The organism is Microcoleus sp. T2B6 (genome assembly GCF_036700475.1).
GTDB lineage: Bacteria > Cyanobacteriota > Cyanobacteriia > Cyanobacteriales > Microcoleaceae > Microcoleus.
This window is the reverse complement of record NZ_JAUBOZ010000050.1, coordinates 39509-57181: the sequence shown is the minus strand read 5'-3', so window position 1 is coordinate 57181 and position 17673 is coordinate 39509. Positions and strand designations below refer to the sequence as shown.

The window sequence follows — 17673 nt, the reverse complement described above, 5'->3', positions numbered from 1 at the left end:
TCTGGGACCTGTCTGATGAGTGTGCTATATTCAGATTGTTGCCGATTGTCGGGGATTGTCTGGATTAAAAGTATCAGTTGTTGAGAGCGACGTGGCAATGCTTCCCAGGGTAGGGCATCAGGAGAAGCGCCTTGATAAAGAGACTTAGCTTTAGCTTGCAGTTCATCGGCGGCACGAGCCATCGTCTCCACAAAGTAAAGCAGCCAGGGCGTGTGGTCTGGGTCGTGGCGACCTTCGTAGAAGTTCACCGGCAGTCCCATCTGCAACGAACGGTAATAGCGATCGCGATCGGCATTAAAATACTCATCAAATGAGAAAAACCCTCGCATTCGATAGCCGGAACGCCACAGTTCAGCAGTAGCCAATAGCCGTCCCGTGCGACCGTTCCCGTCGTTAAATGGATGGATACTGAGAAAGCGGTGCGTCAGAATAGCCGCACGGATAGGGGCTGACCATTCTGCTGCTGTCGTTGAAGATAGCCAATCGACTAATTCCCGCATCAGGGCGGGTACGTCCCCCGGTTCCGGTGGTCCGTAATCGATCGCCCGCGTGACTGTATCCACCACAGGGCATTCTGTAATGCGATACTCGCTTTTGCTACCCCGCCGCCCGCGACCGCGCACGATGACTATTCGGTGCAGTTCTTTGATAAATGCTTCTGTAATCGGGGTTTGGGCTTCTGCGAATTCTTCCACGCGATCGAGTGCCCGCCAGTAATTTCGGACTTCCTGTTCAGCATCACTTCCCGTGCGCGAGCTCCTGGCGATCGCCCGTCGCACCGCCGCTTCATCCAAGGGATTACCCTCAATCTGAGTAGAGCTGCGCGTACTTCTTTGCAAAGCATCGTGGCGCAGGCGTAGAGTCGTATCAGGTGGCAATGGTAACACCTTAATGACAGCACGGGCACCCTCGATGACTCCCAAATGCTTAACCAGATTGTGATTGTATGAGAAGCGGGGAATAAAGCTCATAGACTAATAGTTCTGAAGTTCGCGATCGATTTCTTCAACAGTTCTGGAAACGTGACGGCTGCGGATTTCTGTAAGCAATTCCAACACTTTACGCCGCCACGGAGGCTGTTCTGGTATAATCACAAAAACTTCAACATCTTCGCCCACCGATCCAGGCGGCACTTAAATTTCCAGTTTATTTCCTGCAAGAACTTTGGTTGTAATTCGTATTGCTGACTGCATACTTCCTCCTTTGCGATGATTAATTTTCAACAGCCCCTAAAGCTTTGAGCGTAACTTTCTCAACTTCCGTTAAACCCGTAACTCCAGCAATATTCATGTTTTCATAAGGTCTGTCACTTTTGAGGATTTTGAGGCACTCACCAGTCTCAATCTCCCACATCATAATTGTGCCATCCCGACTGCAAGCAGCAAGAATTTTTTCATTTGAACTGAAGGCAACTGAGTTAATTCTACTGGTATGATCTTGCAAAATTTTTAGACATTCACCTGTACGGATATCCCATATTCTTACCGTTCCATCGACACTTCCACTAACAAGTATTTCACTAGAAGAACTAAAGGCAACTGAACCTATCCAATCAGTATGCCCCTGCAAGATTAGAAGGCATTCACCGCTGCGAACATCCCACAGTCTGACTGTTCGATCGACACTTCCAGTGGCAAGTATTTCACCGTTGTGGCTAAAGGCGATCGCCCGCGCCCAAGCCGTATGCGCCTGCAAAATTTGGAGGCATTCACCAGTATGGATATCCCACAGCCTTACGGTTCCGTCATAACCTGTACTCGCAAATATCTCGCCCAAAGGACTGAAAGCAGCCGAGTGTACTGAACTGTTATGCCCTTGCAAGGTTTTGAGGCATTGACCACTGCTGACATCCCATAACTTCAATGTTTGGTTATAACTTGCACTAGCAAGTATTTCGCCCGAAGGACTGAAGGCGATCGAGTGTACTTCATTTCCCCACTCTGGCAAAGTATGGAGGCATTCACCACTGCTAACATCCCACAACCTCACTGTTTCGTCATAACTGCCGCTAGCAAGTATTTCACCGTTTGGACTGAAAGCAACCAAGTCTACCCGATCGAGATGTCCGTGCAAGATTTCGAGGCATTCACCACTGCTGACATCCCACAGCTTGACTGTTTGCGCGTCATCCCCGCTGGCCAGCATTTCACCGTTGGGACTGAAGGCGATCGACCTTACTTGATTGCTATGCCCTTGCAGTGTATTCAAGCATTCACCAGTATTGATATCCCACAGCTTCAGCGTTTGGTCACCGCTTCCACTAACAAGTATTTCACCAGCAGGATGGAAGGCGACTGACCCTATTCGATCGTTATGTTCTTGCAAAGTATTCAAGCATTCACCAGTACGGATATCCCACAGCTTCGTTGTGCGATCGTGACTTCCACTAGCGAGTATTTCGCCATTTGGACTGAAGGCGATCGACCGTACTTGATCCAAATGTCCCTCCAAAGTTTTGAGACATTCACCGCTACCGATATTCCACAGCCTCACTGTTTTGTCGGCGCTTCCACTAGCAAGTATTTCACCAGCAGAATGGAAAGCAACTGAAAATACAACTTTAGTATGACCTTGCAAAGTTTTGAGACATTCACCAGTACCGATATTCCATAGCCTCACTGTTTGGTCGCCGCTGCCACTAGCAAGCATCTCACCAGCAGGATGGAAAACAACTGAAAATACAACTTTAGTATGGTCTTGCAAAATTTTGCAGCATTCACCCGTGCGAATATCCCATAACCTTACCGTGCGATCGAAACTACCGCTAGCGAGTATATTTCCATCAGGATGGAAGGTGACTGACATTACTGATTCGGTATGTCCCTGGAAAACTTTTAAACATTCACCAGTCTTGACATCCCATAACTCGATCGTTTTGTCATAACTGGCGCTAGCAAGTATTTTGCCGTCAGGACTGAAGGCGACTGACTCCACCACGTTGGTATGTCCTTTACAGGTCAATATTTCTCTGCAACTGCTAGCTTCCCACAAGCGAACTATGCCATCAGTATCACCTGTAGCTAACAGTTTGCCATCTGGACTAAATATTACTGACCGAACACTGCCGAAGATTTTAGTAAAAGTAGAATTAGCCAAATTCGCTTCAGCCAAATTGACGTGGCGCAGCGTCGCGTTTGTAAAATCAGCACCTAAAATAACTGCACTAGAGAGGTCTTTCCCTTCTAAAGCAGTCTTGTCCTTTTTTAACAACAGAGTTGCCGCATTGCCTCCCACGTAGCCTACTTCAGTTTCTGTTTTACCTCGCGTTGCTTCTATAATTTCGAGTAGGGGCAATCCCCCCGTGGTTGCCCCTAAACCTTGGTCGGGCGGGCACGGGGGCACCGCCCCTACTAGCATCGGCAACAACAAATCCATGACTGCTTTCGTCAGTGGCGCTTGTCCGAAACTCTGAAGAAGTTGATCTAAATCTTCAGCAACAAATCCCTTCAAAGGTGCGATTAGTTCACCATTATTTCTCTTCTGGGCTTGAAGCCGACAATAATTTGACCAAGTGTACGATCGAGGTTCTGCATCAGGATTGACACAAGACTGTTCGGGCGCAACTAATTCGGTAAAATCTGCGGCCAAAACTCCCAATTCCGCTGCAAATTTATAAGCGACAAAAAACTCTAACAACGAACGGTGCGCCGGAGTATAATCGCCATCTGCATTGCGGATTAGCATCGTTTGACCCATCATGTCATAATGCCAGTGGTCTAAGTCTTTTTCCTCTTGGACGACGGAACCAAACAGGCCTCGAATGCGATCGGGAAAACCGCGATAATTCAGACTCATTTGGTTTGTAGACAGCATTTCCCACGATAACTCGCACAAAAAGTAAAGCTTATCTGCTAGCGAAGTAAAAGTCCGTTCAGCTTTGATATCTCTCTCTATCTTCCGCCGCACCGCATACAGATAGATCCGCGACATATCGACAGGTTTTCCAGCTTCAATATCGGGCAATGCTTCCAAAATTAACTCGGTCATCACAGGGCGACGCGCTAAATCCAATAGTTGCGGGTTTCCCATCACTTTTTCTACTGTCGCCGCTTCTGTTTGAAATGACAGCGCTTGGCTAATTTGTTGGTCGTTAAATTTCTCTAATTCTAAGACTTCAAATTGGGGAGTTTCGCCTGTTAAAATGGTTGTTGATGCTTGCAGTTCTGCATTGAACAATGCCCGTCCTTCCTTGCCTTCAGGAAAGTGTTCGGTACGGCAAGTGAGGATGACTTTTGCGCCGGGAACCACGGCTTTTGCTAGTTCCCAGAAGTTGTTGATGGTTTCTTGCCGATCGCACTTAGCGGCCATTTCATCAAAACCATCGAAAATCAACAAAAATTTACCCATCCGATTCAGTTGTTCAAAAGCCGAATAACCCGCCAAAGGTATCTCGTGTTTCCTAAAGAAAAACTCGGAAAATAGCGACTCGACACTAACTGCTTTGGCGTAATCTCGCAGCGGAATTACTAACGGCAAACGCGGACGTTCTAAGCCGCTTTTTTGAGCTTTTTTGTAGCGTTGCAGCGCCATCCAAGCATAGTGCATCGCAAACCAAGTTTTCCCGGTTCCAAATTCTCCTAAAACTGAAATATGTTCTTTTACTGGGTCATCCAACCACAGGTCAATATAACCTTCAATCCAGCCATCTCGATCGCCATAATGACTGACGCCTATTTTGCGGTGAGTATCGGGGTCGATTTCTTCTTTCGTACAAGCTAGCGGTACGTATTTAGTATTAATTCCCCGGCTGGTGATTTCAGTTTCCAGCCAATCCAGATAAGCCGTAAAATCGGCATCTTGGTCGAGTAATTCATCGAAAGTATAGCAAGCTAGATCGCTATTTTCTGGTTTATCTACTTCATCCCGCGCTGCGCGACTGATGCGGCGGGCGGTGACTAACCATCCTTCATCGGTGCGCTGTTTTTCCACCGACTGGCGCAAGGCCGAGATATCTCTGAGTCCCGCTTCTCCGGCTATTCCGCGCACTAAAATGCGATCGTACCGATTGTGTCTGACGGGGACATTGATAATCCATTCAAAATAGTTATCCTCCGAGATTTGATAGGTTTCAAACTTATAACTTAATGTTTCAAACCAACCGCGCACTTGTTGTGATAAAATAAAAGCTTGAGACTTTTGAATATTAGTTGATGCTGCTGCGGGAAGTGCGGGATAATCTTCGGATTCCAACCGCGCAAATTCGGTGCGAATTCCTTCGATAGTGGGGAGGCGTTCGATGCGATCCATTACCAGAGATAGGCGTTTTTGCAAAGAGGCGATCGCATTTCCCACCATCACATCTCCCAGCGTCCGCGTCCGCTTTGCTACTTCCATAAACACGGCGGCAAATGCCATGAATTCCCGTCTGGGGTCAATGCCTAAATCTCGAATTTCTTTGCCTAAAGCACTCTCATTCAGATAGTCATCGCCTGCTTTAATTAAAATGGCTGGGCTATCGGACTCGAAGGCTTGGCGAAATGCTGATTCAATCTCTTTTTGGCGAAACAGTTCTAAAATCTGCTTGGGTTTGCCAGCGCCGTATTCTACTAAAGTATAAACATAAACTCCGCTAAAATCTGCCGGCGGAGCATCGGGGTCGAGGTTAAATTTTTTTAAGAGTTTGATGACAGTTTCGTTGCGCTGAAACTTGTCTCTGATGGTGCCGAGGGGAATGGCTGTCAGGAGGCTGATAACTAAGTCGAGACTAATTAACATGATTTAGGCTTTCCTGTTTGTCCGTGGAAGTAATGCTCAAATCTCGAATCGGTAGGCTGTGTCCCTGAAATGCGCTGCGGGCGATCGCAAAATGCTCTATTTTTATGGTAACCCATCAGCCAACTGTCGCCCACTGACAGTCCGAGATTCGCACAATCCGAGATTTGCCATCTTCCGACAGTAATCTAACAGTCCGAGATTTGCCATATTCCGATAGTAATCTAACCATCCGAGATTTGCCATATTCCGATAGTAATCTAACCATCCGAGATTTGCCATATTCCGATAGTAATCTAACAGTCCGAGATTTGCCATATTCCGACAGTCCGCCAGGGGTTGAAACCCCTGTCTCATAGCAAAAGTCCTCTTGCATAGGACTAGGGAATCATATTTTATTTAGCAATTTGATTCGACCCAGGTATTATCTTGATATGCATTAACATTATTTGCGAATTTTTTACCCACCAATAGGATAATTTTCAATAAATTATTCAGTCCTCTTAAGAGGACTTTCGCTATGAGGCGGGGGTTTCAACCCCTGCCGGACTGTCGGATTATGCGAATATTTTAACCCCTGCCGGACTGTCGGATTATGCGAATATTTTAACCAGTGCCCGACTGTCGGATTGTGGGAATATTTTAACCCCTGCCAGACTGTCGGATTGTGGGAATATCCTCTTGCATAGGACTGTGGAATCGTATTTTTATTTAGTAATTGGATTCAACCCAGATATTGAATGATATCAAATCTATTAACATCAGAATTATTAATCTCTCTCTTCTCTTTCTCTGTGTTCTCTGCGTTCTCTGTGGTTAAATCATTCCGATCGAACGCTCGACGTTGCACAAAGAGTCAACAAAGGAATTTTCGATGGGATCGGGCGGGTTTATTTAACCTATTTGCACCCCAAAAGGCTCTGGGCGAACCCGCCCCTACATCACACGAATGGTGCAACATATCATATCCAACCGAAATTGATATGATATATAATAAGATTGCTTGATGAAATTCAATTCACAACTCCGAGCATTTTGAATAAATTCTTCAGTCCTCTTAAGAGGACTTTAGCTTTGAGGCAGGGGTTTCAACCCCTGCCGGACTGTCAGATAGTGCGAAATCAGACGGCGGAAAATCAACCAAAAATATTACCATTTTTTCCGCAAGATGACAACGATAATATCCAGGAAAAACCGACATATATTGTAGTAATAATAGCTCTCATATTAGTGGTCATCTCCGAGTTGGCAAAGTTAAAATATAGATAACTAACAAATAAAACTTGCTATCTATGAAAATACAATCTTCTGTCTTAGTCCACCTGGGATTTGGCAAATATGTACGATCCGATCGAGTAACAGCAGTAATACCAATTGAAGAAGAACGGGGGCCGGGTCGGCGCACTTTCGTGCACGTAGACGGCGAAGCAGACCCGATCGTTGCTTCGCGCGCGGAAGATACAATCGTTCGCGATTTGGTGCAGGAACCGCGCGAAATAACTCAAGCTCGGCAGCAACAAGAAATCCTGCAAGATTTGCTGGCAGATTTGAGCAATGTTAACGTCACCGTGCGCCGCATCAGCCGCGATGAAGGCGGACTCGACCTCGAACGTTTGGAGCGCCGCATTCGCCAAATTTTAGAAGCCTAAAAAACAAAGACCGCCCGCGCGGTCTTTCTTATTGTTTGTGTCGCTAAAAATTTTAAGTTGAGGGTTTCAATGTAATTTCGATGTCCGCTAAACCAGTGAGTTTTTCTACCACCGGCTCTTCTTCAATTCGCGGTACAAAAATAGTTAAACCTCCCGGAACGCACTCAATAGAAACCGGAGTCATGCCGATGATTTCCCCGTCTAAAACCACTTTTTGAGGCGGATCGGTAGTAATTTTTATTTTTTTTGCCCGCAAATAACCGATGTCGTCGCGATCGGTAGGATTGCCACTCAAAGCTGTTTGCAAAAGGTGATAAGAAGCTGCGATCGCCCCAGCTTTATTCTGAGGCGCAACCAGCGTCACGTCCAGCAAGCCGTCATCAAAAACAATCCCCGCCGGGCCTTGAGCTAAAATCGAAGTAGCCGGCGCTGCATTCGCCACCGTCACCGCCACAGCAGTAAGGCTGATAATTCTATCTTCGGTTTCGATTTCCGCTTCAAATCTTTCTAAATTGTTTAACTGTTTAATTCCCGACAGAATGTAAGCCAGCATTCCCCAGCGATTCTTCATTTCGCGATCGGCGAGTTCGACAGTTTCTGCCTCAAAACCCACTCCCGCTAACAAAACCATCGGCATTTCACCGTTGCAAATCGCCGCATCCACCACCCGCGTCAACCCTCCAAAAATAGTGGCGCAGGCGGTTTCAATTGTATTCGGAATCTCTAAAGCATTAGCAAAAGCATTAGCCGTTCCCCGCGAAATAATTCCTAAAGGAATATTTGTGCCGACAATCGCCCCAGCAACTGCTGATAATGTGCCGTCGCCCCCGCAAGCAATAATTTCCTCAACTCCTCTATCAACAGCTTCGCGGGCGATTTGATCTGCGTCTAATTCTGGGGTTGTCAGCCGAATGTCTAAGTCAATAAAAGGCTCTAAAAGTTCCTGAATTTTAGCTAAGTCTTGGTCGGGGTCGCTGTTGCCGGCGACGGGATTGAAAATTAGGCAAGCTGAACGTTTCATAGTTTGTAATAGGTAATAGGTAATACGTAACGTTTATATCGAAGTTTCGCTCCCCCTAAATCCCCCTTAATAAGGGGATTAGGGGTTGACTTTGAGTGTTCTTGTCCCCCCCTTATTAAGGGGGGCTAGGGGGGATCAAGACTCAACTATAACCCTTATTTAGACATGGTTTTAACATTAAGTTAACACAAATGCCAGACCCGCTAAACTTCGACAACAACCCTCACCTATTTTTCACAGGTTTAATTAAGACTTGACAAAAGTCCACTCTAAGACTTCGCGCCGAGCTTTGTGCAACGCTTCCTTGATTTCCTTGTTGCTGTCAAACTTGACTTTATCCAAAAGGCACGCTTCGACGTTCACAGTAAACTTATCGTCTTCAAAAGGCCAAGGAGTTACCGTCACAAGTTCGTTGCTGTGCTGTACAATATCGTAGCGCTTGCCGTCCGGGCCGACAGCAATTTCTAAAGCTCGTTCTCCGGCCGGTAACTCGCGGCAGCAAAGAATTAATGATAGCCGATCGCACCACTGGAAAAAAGCATAAGCTGCCTTAGCATCTTCCTGAGAAATATTCAACTCTTTTTGCCATTTTTTTTGATTTTCCAGTTGTTCGTCCAAAAATTCGTCGAGTTCCTTCGACTCTCCCCGCTTTCCTTCATTGAGATAGCTCATGTGCATAGAAATCAGCATGGCTACCCACCTACCGCGATATAGGGAATTCTGCGCCATAGCTTTAATTTTCGGCAGAGAAGTTTCCGTCTGCAACGTAAAATCAAAGGGCGCGCCCGCTTCAGTTAAAATATTTTCTTCCCACTCTTTCTCCAAATCATCGTGATGCGAAATCGCGGCTATGGTTTCGTACAAGCGAAGCGGAGATTTCGAGCGCTTCCACTGTCCGCCAAGTTGGGCGGCGAGCAAAGCATGGGCGCGGTGGTAAATAATTTCCCAGCCGGTGGCGGTTAAGTTAGCAATCATGGAATTTTTCTCCTGAATTAAGTGAGGTTGGTTTTGTGGAACAGGTATCTTGCCTGTTTGGGCGGGCTCGCGTGCCCAACCCACAATCAAATTGAATTTTTGTGGAACAGGCTGGAAAGCCTGTTTGGGCGGGCTCGCGTGCCCAACCCTACTCCCCGCAATCAAATTGAATGACTGATGCTAAATCACAAAAGGTTCGATCGAGATATCCTGCCATTTCCCCTCAAATCGTTCGACAACCATAGGTCGGATGCGGAACTTGGGGGGACACCCATCGAGAACATCAATCCGCAAACACGAATAAGGACGGCGTTTGTAGGAACCTTGGCCGCTGCGGCCGACAAATAGCAAAGATTCCGCTACCCGCCGGCTGGCTGTTTCGGAACCAGACTGCCGCGCCAACCGATAAGCTTCAGGACTCAATGCTTCCTGCAACATCGGCCCTTCCGGACGCTGGCGGCGGAGACTGTGGCCGCTTCCCCCGCAGACAATCCAATTAATCCCAGAGTCGCCGTGTCCGGTATTCCCAGTCCGCAGGTATTCCAAACAGTGAGCGTGGCCAGTCAGCACCAAATCTACTAGCGGACGCCCCTGCGCCACATCCCCAACTGCATCGGCCACCCCGTCGAGTACCTCGCGCAATCGCAACCGAACCGCCAAAGTTTGAGCTTGATTCCACTTTGTTGCCTCGGTCACGTAGGGGGGATGGTGCAGGTAAATTACCCGCCCCCGCACCTCGGAATCGCCCCAAGAGTTAATCAGCCTTTTTTTCAGCCATTCGAGCTGTTCAACGTCGGTGGCGGCTGTTTTGTCGGGGGACAGTTGTTTGTCAATATCCATCAACATTTCGTCAACTTGCTCTAATTTGGCGGTCAAGTCGTCTAGCTGTTCGTCTTCCTCGGGAATCTCCGGCTTGAGCCGATCGCACATTTCGAGCATTGCCAATTTTTCTTGTTCCAACTTCTGGCGATCGAGTTCCAAATTCTGGCGGCGAATGTCGCCCTGTTTGGTTTTCGGGATCGGTAAGGGTTCGTTGAAGGTGTTGGAGTCGAGGGCGAAGAAGTCGATGCCGCCGCTGCGGAAGGTGTAGTAGCGGTTGGGTAAGCGGGTAAAGCGTCCGGGTTGGTAGCGGAGGCAGCGGCCTGTGCTGGTGCTGGCGGTGTAGTGGGCGTCTAGGTGGCGATCGAGTTCTCCCGGCATTTTGTGAGCTTTGAGGTAGTCGAGAAAGGCTTTGGCGTAGGTATTTCCGCGATCGGAACCGTGCCAGCCGACATCGAGATCCAACTTGGAACCCAACAGCCGGCGCAGCGGCAAAGCTGTCGCCGACAGAATGCCGTAGACTATGGGCAAGTCGTAATAGTCGTGGTTTCCCGGTACGGGCAAAAACGGAAAGTTAAACACCATGCGATCGTAGGCAATCCGAGAGGGATGCTCGCCGCCGACTATAAATTCTCGGTAGGGGCGAATAAAGTTTTGCAAGTAATATTCGCTGGAACCGACGAGATAAACTACATCGCCCGTGTGGAGGACGAAACGGCAGGTTTCGCGCTCGGAGACCATCTGTTCGGCAATCTGCCGCTGGGGATTGTAGCCGCGGTGATTGCCCGTGCCGCTGTCGCCTACGACTAAAAACGAAAACTCTGGAGAGTCGGTGGTTTGAGATTCTAAAACCATCCGAGTTTGGTCTATTCCCCGATGGACGATCGACTGTTCTTGCCACCGCACCCGCTCGTTCATTTTGCGGATTTTGACTTTTATTTGCGGGTCGGAAACGAATTTCAATTCACCTCTTCTCCAAAATTGCTGAGTTCCTAGTTAATAGTGTAGCGATCGGGCGAGTTTTTACATCTCTCTAAAAGCTGAAAATCGAGGCGCTGGGACTCAGAAACCTGGTTTTTTAGGAGAATACTGCCTGACAACTGAGATATTGCACCATTCTCAATAAGCTTTTTAGGAACAGGCTTTTCGGCCTGTTCCACAATAAAATTCATCTCTTGTGGAACAGGCCGAAAAGCCTGTTAAGCGAGAATGGTGCAACATCTCAGTTGCAACTCACATCTTGTCGCATTCTCAATAAGCCTGTTATGGGCGGGTTCTGGGGTTCACCCCACAATAAAATTCACTCTTTGTGGAACAGGTCGGAAAGCCTGTTAAGCGAGAATGGTGCAATATGTGAGACGATCGCGCTTGGAGTCGCAGAGTGCGATCGATCCCTACACCCTGGCCCAAGTGGGCAACATCAGATAGAACGCAGTAAAAAAATATAAAATGGAAGCAATACAACTGTCTTTATTCTCAAATGAGGAAGAATTAATTCCTGCCAAAAAGCAGAAGAAAGCAAAATTAGGGCGTTACGAACGCATCCAACGCGAACTAGAAGCAAATGACTGCGACCCCTACAAGATATTCATTGATGTTGAATCTCAGTCACTGCCAAAATCAGACTATACATTTGTCGATCTTTTTTGCGGTGCGGGCGGCATGACCCAAGGTTTATTGCAAGCAGGTTTTCGACCAGTAGCAAGTGTTGAAATTAATGCGATCGCCTCGGCAACTCATACAAAAAACTTTCCTGATTGCCATCACTTGTGCGACGATATAAAAAACTTAAATCCCCAAAATTTGCTCGCTGAAATTGGTTCGCCAGAAGTTCATGTTGTTGTAGGTGGGCCGCCGTGTCAAGGCTTCTCAGTTGCAGGAAAACGCGACCCCAACGACCCTCGAAATCGCTTATTTAGAGAGTTTGTCCGCGTTGTCTCTGAAATACGTCCTTGGTATGTTGTCATGGAAAACGTACCAGGAATATTGACTATACAAAAAGGAGCTGTTAAGCAAGCCATTTGCGAGGCTTTTCAAGAAATTGGCTATCCCCATATGTCCGTTGCTGTTCTGGAATCAGCCGCCTATGGAGTCCCGCAAATCCGCCCGCGAGCTATTTTTATTGCCAATAGATTCGGGATGCCAAATCCCTATCCGAAGCCGCAATTGTTACCCGAACAATACAAAGCGATTGAGTCAGCAATTGATGATTTACCAGAGTATACTCCCATCCCCGAAATTAACCACGAATGGACTCGTCATTCTGTTGAGTACATGGAAAGACTTGCTAAAGTTCCACCAGGCGGTTCTTTGTATGAAAGCTACGCCGATGCTTTCAAGCGACAGTATCCGGGAAAACCCAGTATGACTGTTAAAGAAAATCACGGCGGCACTCATATTCATCCTTATCTCAACCGCGTTATTTCAGCTCGCGAAATGGCTAGATTGCAAAGTTTCCCGGATTCATTTATTTTTGAAGGTTCAATGAAAAAGGCAATGTGGCAAATTGGAAATGCCGTGCCGCCCCGTTTAGCAGAGTGTATCGGTTTTGCACTTATTCCATATTTGACTGATATTGCGCTTAACAAGCCTAGCTTAGTTACTGTTAAACCTCCCGAACAGAGTCAGCTAGTTTTTGATTGAGAGCATTTCGCCAAGTTTCAAAATCATACCAGCCGCATCCTGTGCAGCCTTCCTCAGCTTCAGCGCCGCGCTGATGTATGGAAGGCCAGTCTTCGCCTCTTTCATACCAAAACTTGATTCCGAAAGGTGTGCCTCTTTTCCCTGTTTTGATGCAGCGTTCGCAACTTCGAGATTTTAGAAGATTGTGATTGCCTGAAGCATCTTTTTTGAGCAACTGAAACTTTGCCTTGATTTCAGATTCGCTCATAGATGCCAGGTGTGGTGGCTCATTATCTCCCCAACGCTCCATTGGGAATCTATGGTCAATTACTAACTCATGAGCTGCTCGTTTTCTCTGTTCGATTACATCTGTATAAAAGTAAACTTCGAGAATTCTTTTTACCAGAGAAGCGGGTATGTTAGCAGCAGAATTTGCTGATTTAATTTCTCCTGTCCACAAATCGCCCAAACCTGTTGCCTGACAAGTTTGACAGTATCTCTTTTCTGTTACAATAACCAGACCGGGGCGCTTCCTTGTTCCGCGCTGCAATCCCTGAATTCCGCCACCGCCAGCATATTGAGCTGATGCTATCTGTTTGCCTTCGCACTCCCGACAGTGCCATTTTTGGTCTGAGAGGAGATTAAAGACTTTGAATTGAGTTGAGTCTTGTTTTAATTGAGCTTTAATTGTTCCTGGTAAATCTTGATTGCTCACTCTATATTTTCCGCTTCTATTTCTAGATTTTCGAGAAGATTGGAAACTGTTGTGCCCAAGCCGGTAGCTAGACTTGCAATTGCAGTGATTGACGGATTTCTGACTCCGCGTTCGACTCCAGATATATAGGTGCGGTCTAAATTAGCCCGCATTCCCAGCTCCTCTTGCGAAATTCCCAACGCTGTCCTGCGTTGCTTTACGAGATGACCTAAAGCACGCAGAATTTTCTGTTTCGATCGACTCATCTGCCAATTTTCAGTCTCTGCGGACGATCGGTCTACGGACGATGTGTCACATATCTGAAAAGTTCGATCGCCCCAAATTCCCCATCCCGACTGAAGACGGATGCCTCGCAGAGGTACAATAGGGCGATCGCACTCCCCGACTCCAAGCGCGATCGAGCTCTACACCCTGCCCGAAATGGGCAACATCAGATAGAATTTCGGGTTGGTATTTAGGCAGACAGCTTGAAGAGTCGTCAAAACCACAAATCCCATCATCGCGAGTAATGTACCGATTTCTAGTTATTCGTTTTTTTCACAAGCCATAATTGTTTGGCGATAAAGCTTGCACATCACAGTAAAGAGCGTTATTCTTAAAGAGACAACTTAAAAACGACTCACAGATACTTATGACGTAGCCTGCCTAGCACCCATTTGCATAAAATATCCAGCGTGAATTTTACTTTCAGCGGGATAGTTGTGTCAAAAAAAGGTGCCAAAATGGGAACAGGTAAATCAAAGCTGCATAAGTTGACCGTAGAAGCAATTAAAGCGGGCCGCATCTGTATTTCAGTACACGCCATAGATCGCATGGAAGAATGTGATCTTCTGGTAGAAGGCGTTATCGATTCAGCGCTGCGTGGCACTGTGATTGAAGAAAATTTTTACTACAAACGTTATTATAATCCTACTTGCTCGATCAACGGCATCACCAAGAGTGGTGTTAAAGTTAATAGTGTCTGGGCATATAATGAAGAGACAAAGTGGGCTATGCTCGTTACAGCGTACTGTGATAAAGGCTGGTTCAGCCGCCGTGTAAGGAGATAAAGTTGCTGCCTTTTGAGAAATGCCCCGTTTGTGCGGGGCAAATACTAGAAAAAGAAGTAAATCAGAAAATCAAAGGAGGCGGAAAAGTAGTAACGCTCAAAGTTCCCGCCTATGTTTGCAGTCAGTGTTCGGAACGACTGTACTCTCTTGATATTGTCAAGAAGTTTGAAAGGATCAAAGCACAACTCGAACGCCCCGTTTAGCAGAGTGTATATGTTTTGCACTTATTCCATACTTGACTGATATTGCTGTGAACAAATTTAAGCAGCCTGAAATAATCGTTCTAGCTTCTTAGTTGCTGGCAATGGTTTACCTTCTGCTTGACAGCTTTCGATTAGCAACTCTAGCACCTCTCGCGCATTATAGATAGCTTCTTCATAAGAATCTCCGTGAGTTACTGGTTGCATTACATCCTCAAATTCAGGCAAAAACACGACAAAGCACCGATCGTCTTCTGACCATTGGATCACAACTGTATATTTCATGGTTCTGTCTCCTCTGCTTCGATTTGCCTCAGCACCTCAATTGTTTCGTTTACTAACTTCTCTAAATATAGTTTAGCATCATTTCCGTCTTTGCCAGCTATGATAATAGCCTTGGCTAATTTGGGATGCTTCCACTTACTATGACTGCCTTTGGCGGGCTGACAAATGAATCCTGCTTTTAGTAATAGGCTTTTCAATTCTCTAATCTTTTTAGGCATAAGTGAATGGGAGCAGATATTGTACAATAACTCTACGCTATCTGTAATCGTTTTCGCAAAGTCTGACGTTCTGGTAGAGGTTTGCCATCTTCTTGATAAAGTTCAATCAATGTTTCTAACAATTATTGTCCCTGTTTTGCTGCTTCCTCGTAAGTGTGTCCGTGAGTGCAAGGCTGCATGACATCGGTAAACTCCGGCCAACTGACAACAAAAAGTCGATCTTCTTCTGACCACTCGATGATGAGACTGTAATGGCTATTCATTCTTCTATCTCCTTCAGCTTCTGCAAATCGGTTATTTTAATCAGCTTGTTGCTCCTCAACCCTATTTATTGTTAATTCTCGATCCCAGCTTTGAGCAAATATTTTTAATGCTTTGATATCCTCTGATGAGATATTCCCCTCAATTTCCTCATTCTGAAATCGTAGAATTTCACCTCTACCATCTTTCGCAGTAATTGTAAGTGTTTTTTCTTGCTGCCAAATACGATACCGATCTCCCTCAAGAAATTTACCGCCTTCGGGTGTTTTTCTGCCGTAGTTCCTTAAGACTGTTTCCGCAGTTTGCACCATATCTAGACTATATTCATATAACAAAATATCACTAGCAAATTTGGGCATACCTGCTTTTTTTTCCAAAAATTCAAGTAATTCAGCAACAGTCTTCGGAGGTTTTTTGTACCTTTGCGACTGTTGCCGTAATAATCTCACTATTAAGTCCGGGTATTCGTCAAATAGCTCGCTCATAAACTCATCAGGTGACAGCGATTTGATGTTCCAAGGAGCTAAATCCTTTGCTTTGAAATCCGCTAGATTGCTGGTAACAATGACATCAGCCTTGGCTGTTACAGCAGCAGCAAGAACATGACGGTCTTTAGGGTCATTTTTCATGATTTGCTCTAAGCCGACAGGTACTTCAATTATTGCTTCGGGAAAGGCTGCATTGATTTCCGCTTCAAGATTGATTGCTTTCTCCTGGCATAATATCCCTTGGCGGACAAGGTTGCTCATTGCTTCATCAAGGATTTTCTGCGACCAATACGGTAAATACAGACCAGCCTCGGCGGTGGAAAGCAGAGTATCGCGCAGATACATAGGAAACAGGACACAAGCATCGAGGACAACACTAAGCTTAGACATATTAATGTTGGAATTATTTCTATGCCTCGTACAAACCAGCTTCTTCGGTCATCTCGATTAGCCGATCCAAGTGTTTGCGACGTTTGTTGTCTCGATGTTCTTTATATAAAGTTAAATCCTCCAAACGAATACGTCTATGCTTTCCTACTTTGATACAAGGAATTTCTCCCTGGTCTAGTAACTTGACCAGAAATGGTCGGGATACATTCAGAATATCAGCAGCTTCTTGTGTTGTCAGTTCGTGATTGTGAGGTACTAGAGAGATAGCTTGACCTGATGCCATTGCACGCACGACCTGACGCAAAATGCTGTAGACTGATTCAGGAATTACTATCTCTTCTCCGTTACTTCCGACTAATTTTGGTTGTGCAAATTCGTGGCTGAGAATCCGATATAATTTTGCTATTTCTTCTTGTTTTTGTTCAGGAATCAAAACTGACTCAAGCGATGCTTTTTGGTTCAACATAATTAATATCTTTTTTGATGTGATTGTTTTTGAAGCAAAGAGCCAATATTTTATGCCTCAGCAGACAGAGGCCGCGATCGGGGAAAACCTGTGCAGCCATTGCTGGAAGGGTATGTAAGTATTTGGCCGGCATATACTTGGTTGTTTCCTTCACGATAACACTTACTCTGCCATAAACGCAATATCCGAAACAAACGAAATATTCAAATCCAGAAATCGGAAAGTTCGATCGCCCGATCGCCCGAAATTCCCCATCCCGACTCAAGACCGATGCCTCGCAGATGTACAATAGGGCGATCGCACTCTCTGACTCCAAGCGCGATCGATCCCTACACCCTGCCCCAAGTGGGCAACATCAGATAGAACGCAGTAAAAAACTAGAAACAGGTTTATTGCAAGCTGGTTTTCGGCCAGTAGCAAGTGTTGAAATCAATGGTGCTTTTGTTTCAAGATGAGCATCGATCGCCAAAGAATAACGTATAATGAGACTATCGCTAACATTGAGGGAAGATGACTTCTCAAACGATCGAACTTTTGGAAGATTTGCTAGGCAAGTTACAACACTTACTCCCGGAAAATCAGCAGCTTCTGTTAACTTTTGCAGAGTTTTTGCTGGAACGACAGATGCGATCGAACCCCGAAAACACTTCAGTTGAAGCTGAACCTCCTCCTGGGCAACAACGGGTTTTGGGCCTGCATCAAGGGATGGGCTGGATGAGTGAGGATTTTAACGAGCCACTTCCTGATGCGTTTTGGTTGGGTGAAGCATGAATATTTTGCTGGATACGCACGTCTTGATTTGG

At 46.1% G+C, this 17673-nt stretch carries 21 protein-coding genes; 5 read left to right on the top strand and 16 right to left on the bottom strand.

From position 1 onward, the window contains the following. The 4 genes from QUA00_RS21105 to QUA00_RS21090 form a co-directional block, all read right to left on the bottom strand. The coding region (locus tag QUA00_RS21105; protein ID WP_333411008.1) for a Fic family protein at positions 1 to 971 on the bottom strand (971 nt) is incomplete at its 3' end. A gap of 3 nt (positions 972 to 974) precedes the next feature. Further along, positions 975 to 1133, bottom strand: a complete 159-nt coding sequence (locus tag QUA00_RS21100) for a hypothetical protein (RefSeq protein WP_333141798.1) — start codon at positions 1131 to 1133, stop codon at positions 975 to 977. A gap of 79 nt (positions 1134 to 1212) precedes the next feature. Next, positions 1213 to 5715: a WD40 domain-containing protein gene (locus QUA00_RS21095; RefSeq protein ID WP_333411007.1), complete on the bottom strand. Its 4503-nt coding sequence runs from the start codon at positions 5713 to 5715 to the stop codon at positions 1213 to 1215. Positions 5716 to 5817: 102 nt separating this feature from the next. Further along, a complete protein-coding gene (locus QUA00_RS21090; protein WP_333411006.1) occupies positions 5818 to 6069 on the bottom strand; it encodes a hypothetical protein in 252 nt (83 codons plus the stop codon). Between the two features lie 935 nt (positions 6070 to 7004). Here QUA00_RS21090 and QUA00_RS21085 point away from each other — a divergent pair. Then, positions 7005 to 7361 (top strand): hypothetical protein, encoded by a 357-nt coding sequence (locus QUA00_RS21085; RefSeq protein WP_190740317.1) that lies wholly within the window; start codon positions 7005 to 7007, stop codon positions 7359 to 7361. Between the two features lie 52 nt (positions 7362 to 7413). Here QUA00_RS21085 and QUA00_RS21080 read toward each other — a convergent pair whose 3' ends face one another. The 4 genes from QUA00_RS21080 to QUA00_RS21065 all read right to left on the bottom strand — a co-directional run bounded on the left by QUA00_RS21080 (position 7414) and on the right by QUA00_RS21065 (position 11348). Next, the gene (locus tag QUA00_RS21080) at positions 7414 to 8382 is read right to left on the bottom strand and encodes a YegS/Rv2252/BmrU family lipid kinase (protein ID WP_333306927.1); all 969 of its coding nucleotides are present in this window, start codon (positions 8380 to 8382) and stop codon (positions 7414 to 7416) included. Positions 8383 to 8628: 246 nt separating this feature from the next. Further along, complete coding sequence (locus QUA00_RS21075; protein WP_333306925.1) at positions 8629 to 9357, bottom strand: DUF3891 family protein; 729 nt, start codon at positions 9355 to 9357, stop codon at positions 8629 to 8631. Between the two features lie 180 nt (positions 9358 to 9537). Further along, the gene (locus QUA00_RS21070) at positions 9538 to 11139 is read right to left on the bottom strand and encodes a metallophosphoesterase (RefSeq protein WP_333411005.1); all 1602 of its coding nucleotides are present in this window, start codon (positions 11137 to 11139) and stop codon (positions 9538 to 9540) included. Positions 11140 to 11168: 29 nt separating this feature from the next. After that, positions 11169 to 11348, bottom strand: coding sequence for a hypothetical protein (locus QUA00_RS21065; RefSeq protein WP_333300448.1), 180 nt, complete (start codon positions 11346 to 11348; stop codon positions 11169 to 11171). Between the two features lie 277 nt (positions 11349 to 11625). Here QUA00_RS21065 and QUA00_RS21060 point away from each other — a divergent pair, with 277 nt between their 5' ends. After that, positions 11626 to 12819, top strand: coding sequence for a DNA cytosine methyltransferase (locus QUA00_RS21060; RefSeq protein WP_333141785.1), 1194 nt, complete (start codon positions 11626 to 11628; stop codon positions 12817 to 12819). Here the strand turns inward: QUA00_RS21060 and QUA00_RS21055 are convergent. Together QUA00_RS21055 and QUA00_RS21050 are read right to left on the bottom strand one after the other, a co-directional pair. Further along, complete coding sequence (locus QUA00_RS21055) at positions 12782 to 13513, bottom strand: restriction endonuclease (protein WP_333411004.1); 732 nt, start codon at positions 13511 to 13513, stop codon at positions 12782 to 12784. The two genes, QUA00_RS21060 and QUA00_RS21055, sit on opposite strands and share 38 nt — an antisense overlap. Continuing rightward, a complete protein-coding gene (locus QUA00_RS21050; protein ID WP_333141781.1) occupies positions 13510 to 13758 on the bottom strand; it encodes a helix-turn-helix domain-containing protein in 249 nt (82 codons plus the stop codon). The genes QUA00_RS21055 and QUA00_RS21050 overlap by 4 nt, the downstream gene beginning before the upstream one ends. Positions 13759 to 14235: 477 nt before the next feature. Here QUA00_RS21050 and QUA00_RS21045 point away from each other — a divergent pair, with 477 nt between their 5' ends. Next, complete coding sequence (locus QUA00_RS21045; protein WP_333411003.1) at positions 14236 to 14562, top strand: DUF4258 domain-containing protein; 327 nt, start codon at positions 14236 to 14238, stop codon at positions 14560 to 14562. A gap of 2 nt (positions 14563 to 14564) precedes the next feature. After that, positions 14565 to 14765, top strand: coding sequence for a YgiT-type zinc finger protein (locus QUA00_RS21040; protein ID WP_333141777.1), 201 nt, complete (start codon positions 14565 to 14567; stop codon positions 14763 to 14765). 57 nt (positions 14766 to 14822) lie between these two features. On the opposite strand, the gene QUA00_RS21035 is transcribed toward QUA00_RS21040, so the two are convergent. From QUA00_RS21035 to QUA00_RS21010, 6 genes are all read right to left on the bottom strand, one after another. Then, positions 14823 to 15047, bottom strand: a complete 225-nt coding sequence (locus QUA00_RS21035) for a type II toxin-antitoxin system HicB family antitoxin (protein ID WP_333141775.1) — start codon at positions 15045 to 15047, stop codon at positions 14823 to 14825. Beyond that, positions 15044 to 15265 carry a type II toxin-antitoxin system HicA family toxin gene (locus QUA00_RS21030; RefSeq protein WP_333141773.1) on the bottom strand — a complete coding sequence of 74 codons (222 nt, stop codon included), beginning with the start codon at positions 15263 to 15265 and terminating at the stop codon, positions 15044 to 15046. Before QUA00_RS21030 ends, QUA00_RS21035 begins: the two co-directional genes overlap by 4 nt. Positions 15266 to 15387: 122 nt before the next feature. Next, on the bottom strand, positions 15388 to 15528 hold the full coding sequence (locus QUA00_RS21025; RefSeq protein WP_445252028.1) for a hypothetical protein: 141 nt from the start codon (positions 15526 to 15528) through the stop codon (positions 15388 to 15390). Between the two features lie 36 nt (positions 15529 to 15564). Continuing rightward, positions 15565 to 16404, bottom strand: coding sequence for a PIN domain-containing protein (locus QUA00_RS21020; protein WP_333141770.1), 840 nt, complete (start codon positions 16402 to 16404; stop codon positions 15565 to 15567). A gap of 19 nt (positions 16405 to 16423) precedes the next feature. Beyond that, entirely contained in the window at positions 16424 to 16870 is a 447-nt protein-coding gene (locus QUA00_RS21015; RefSeq protein WP_333141768.1) for a helix-turn-helix domain-containing protein, read from the bottom strand. Beyond that, positions 16845 to 17186, bottom strand: a complete 342-nt coding sequence (locus tag QUA00_RS21010) for a hypothetical protein (protein WP_333141766.1) — start codon at positions 17184 to 17186, stop codon at positions 16845 to 16847. The genes QUA00_RS21015 and QUA00_RS21010 overlap by 26 nt, the downstream gene beginning before the upstream one ends. Before the next feature lie 194 nt (positions 17187 to 17380). On the opposite strand from QUA00_RS21010, the gene QUA00_RS21005 reads away from it, so the two are divergent. Next, complete coding sequence (locus QUA00_RS21005; protein ID WP_333141764.1) at positions 17381 to 17641, top strand: DUF2281 domain-containing protein; 261 nt, start codon at positions 17381 to 17383, stop codon at positions 17639 to 17641. Positions 17642 to 17673: the final 32 nt, after the last annotated feature.

Bases quoted from the DNA above. Each gene is read 5' to 3' on its own strand.
- QUA00_RS21095 (WP_333411007.1), bottom strand. From the start codon at position 5,715: ATGTTAATTAGTCTCGACTTAGTTATCAGCCTCCTGACAGCCATTCCC.
- QUA00_RS21090 (WP_333411006.1), bottom strand. From the start codon at position 6,069: ATGAGACAGGGGTTTCAACCCCTGGCGGACTGTCGGAATATGGCAAAT.
- QUA00_RS21085 (WP_190740317.1), top strand. From the start codon at position 7,005: ATGAAAATACAATCTTCTGTCTTAGTCCACCTGGGATTTGGCAAATAT.
- QUA00_RS21080 (WP_333306927.1), bottom strand. From the start codon at position 8,382: ATGAAACGTTCAGCTTGCCTAATTTTCAATCCCGTCGCCGGCAACAGC.
- QUA00_RS21075 (WP_333306925.1), bottom strand. From the start codon at position 9,357: ATGATTGCTAACTTAACCGCCACCGGCTGGGAAATTATTTACCACCGC.
- QUA00_RS21065 (WP_333300448.1), bottom strand. From the start codon at position 11,348: ATGAATTTTATTGTGGAACAGGCCGAAAAGCCTGTTCCTAAAAAGCTT.
- QUA00_RS21060 (WP_333141785.1), top strand. From the start codon at position 11,626: ATGGAAGCAATACAACTGTCTTTATTCTCAAATGAGGAAGAATTAATT.
- QUA00_RS21050 (WP_333141781.1), bottom strand. From the start codon at position 13,758: ATGAGTCGATCGAAACAGAAAATTCTGCGTGCTTTAGGTCATCTCGTA.
- QUA00_RS21045 (WP_333411003.1), top strand. From the start codon at position 14,236: ATGGGAACAGGTAAATCAAAGCTGCATAAGTTGACCGTAGAAGCAATT.
- QUA00_RS21035 (WP_333141775.1), bottom strand. From the start codon at position 15,047: ATGAAATATACAGTTGTGATCCAATGGTCAGAAGACGATCGGTGCTTT.
- QUA00_RS21030 (WP_333141773.1), bottom strand. From the start codon at position 15,265: ATGCCTAAAAAGATTAGAGAATTGAAAAGCCTATTACTAAAAGCAGGA.
- QUA00_RS21025 (WP_445252028.1), bottom strand. From the start codon at position 15,528: ATGAATAGCCATTACAGTCTCATCATCGAGTGGTCAGAAGAAGATCGA.
- QUA00_RS21020 (WP_333141770.1), bottom strand. From the start codon at position 16,404: ATGTCTAAGCTTAGTGTTGTCCTCGATGCTTGTGTCCTGTTTCCTATG.
- QUA00_RS21015 (WP_333141768.1), bottom strand. From the start codon at position 16,870: ATGTTGAACCAAAAAGCATCGCTTGAGTCAGTTTTGATTCCTGAACAA.
- QUA00_RS21005 (WP_333141764.1), top strand. From the start codon at position 17,381: ATGACTTCTCAAACGATCGAACTTTTGGAAGATTTGCTAGGCAAGTTA.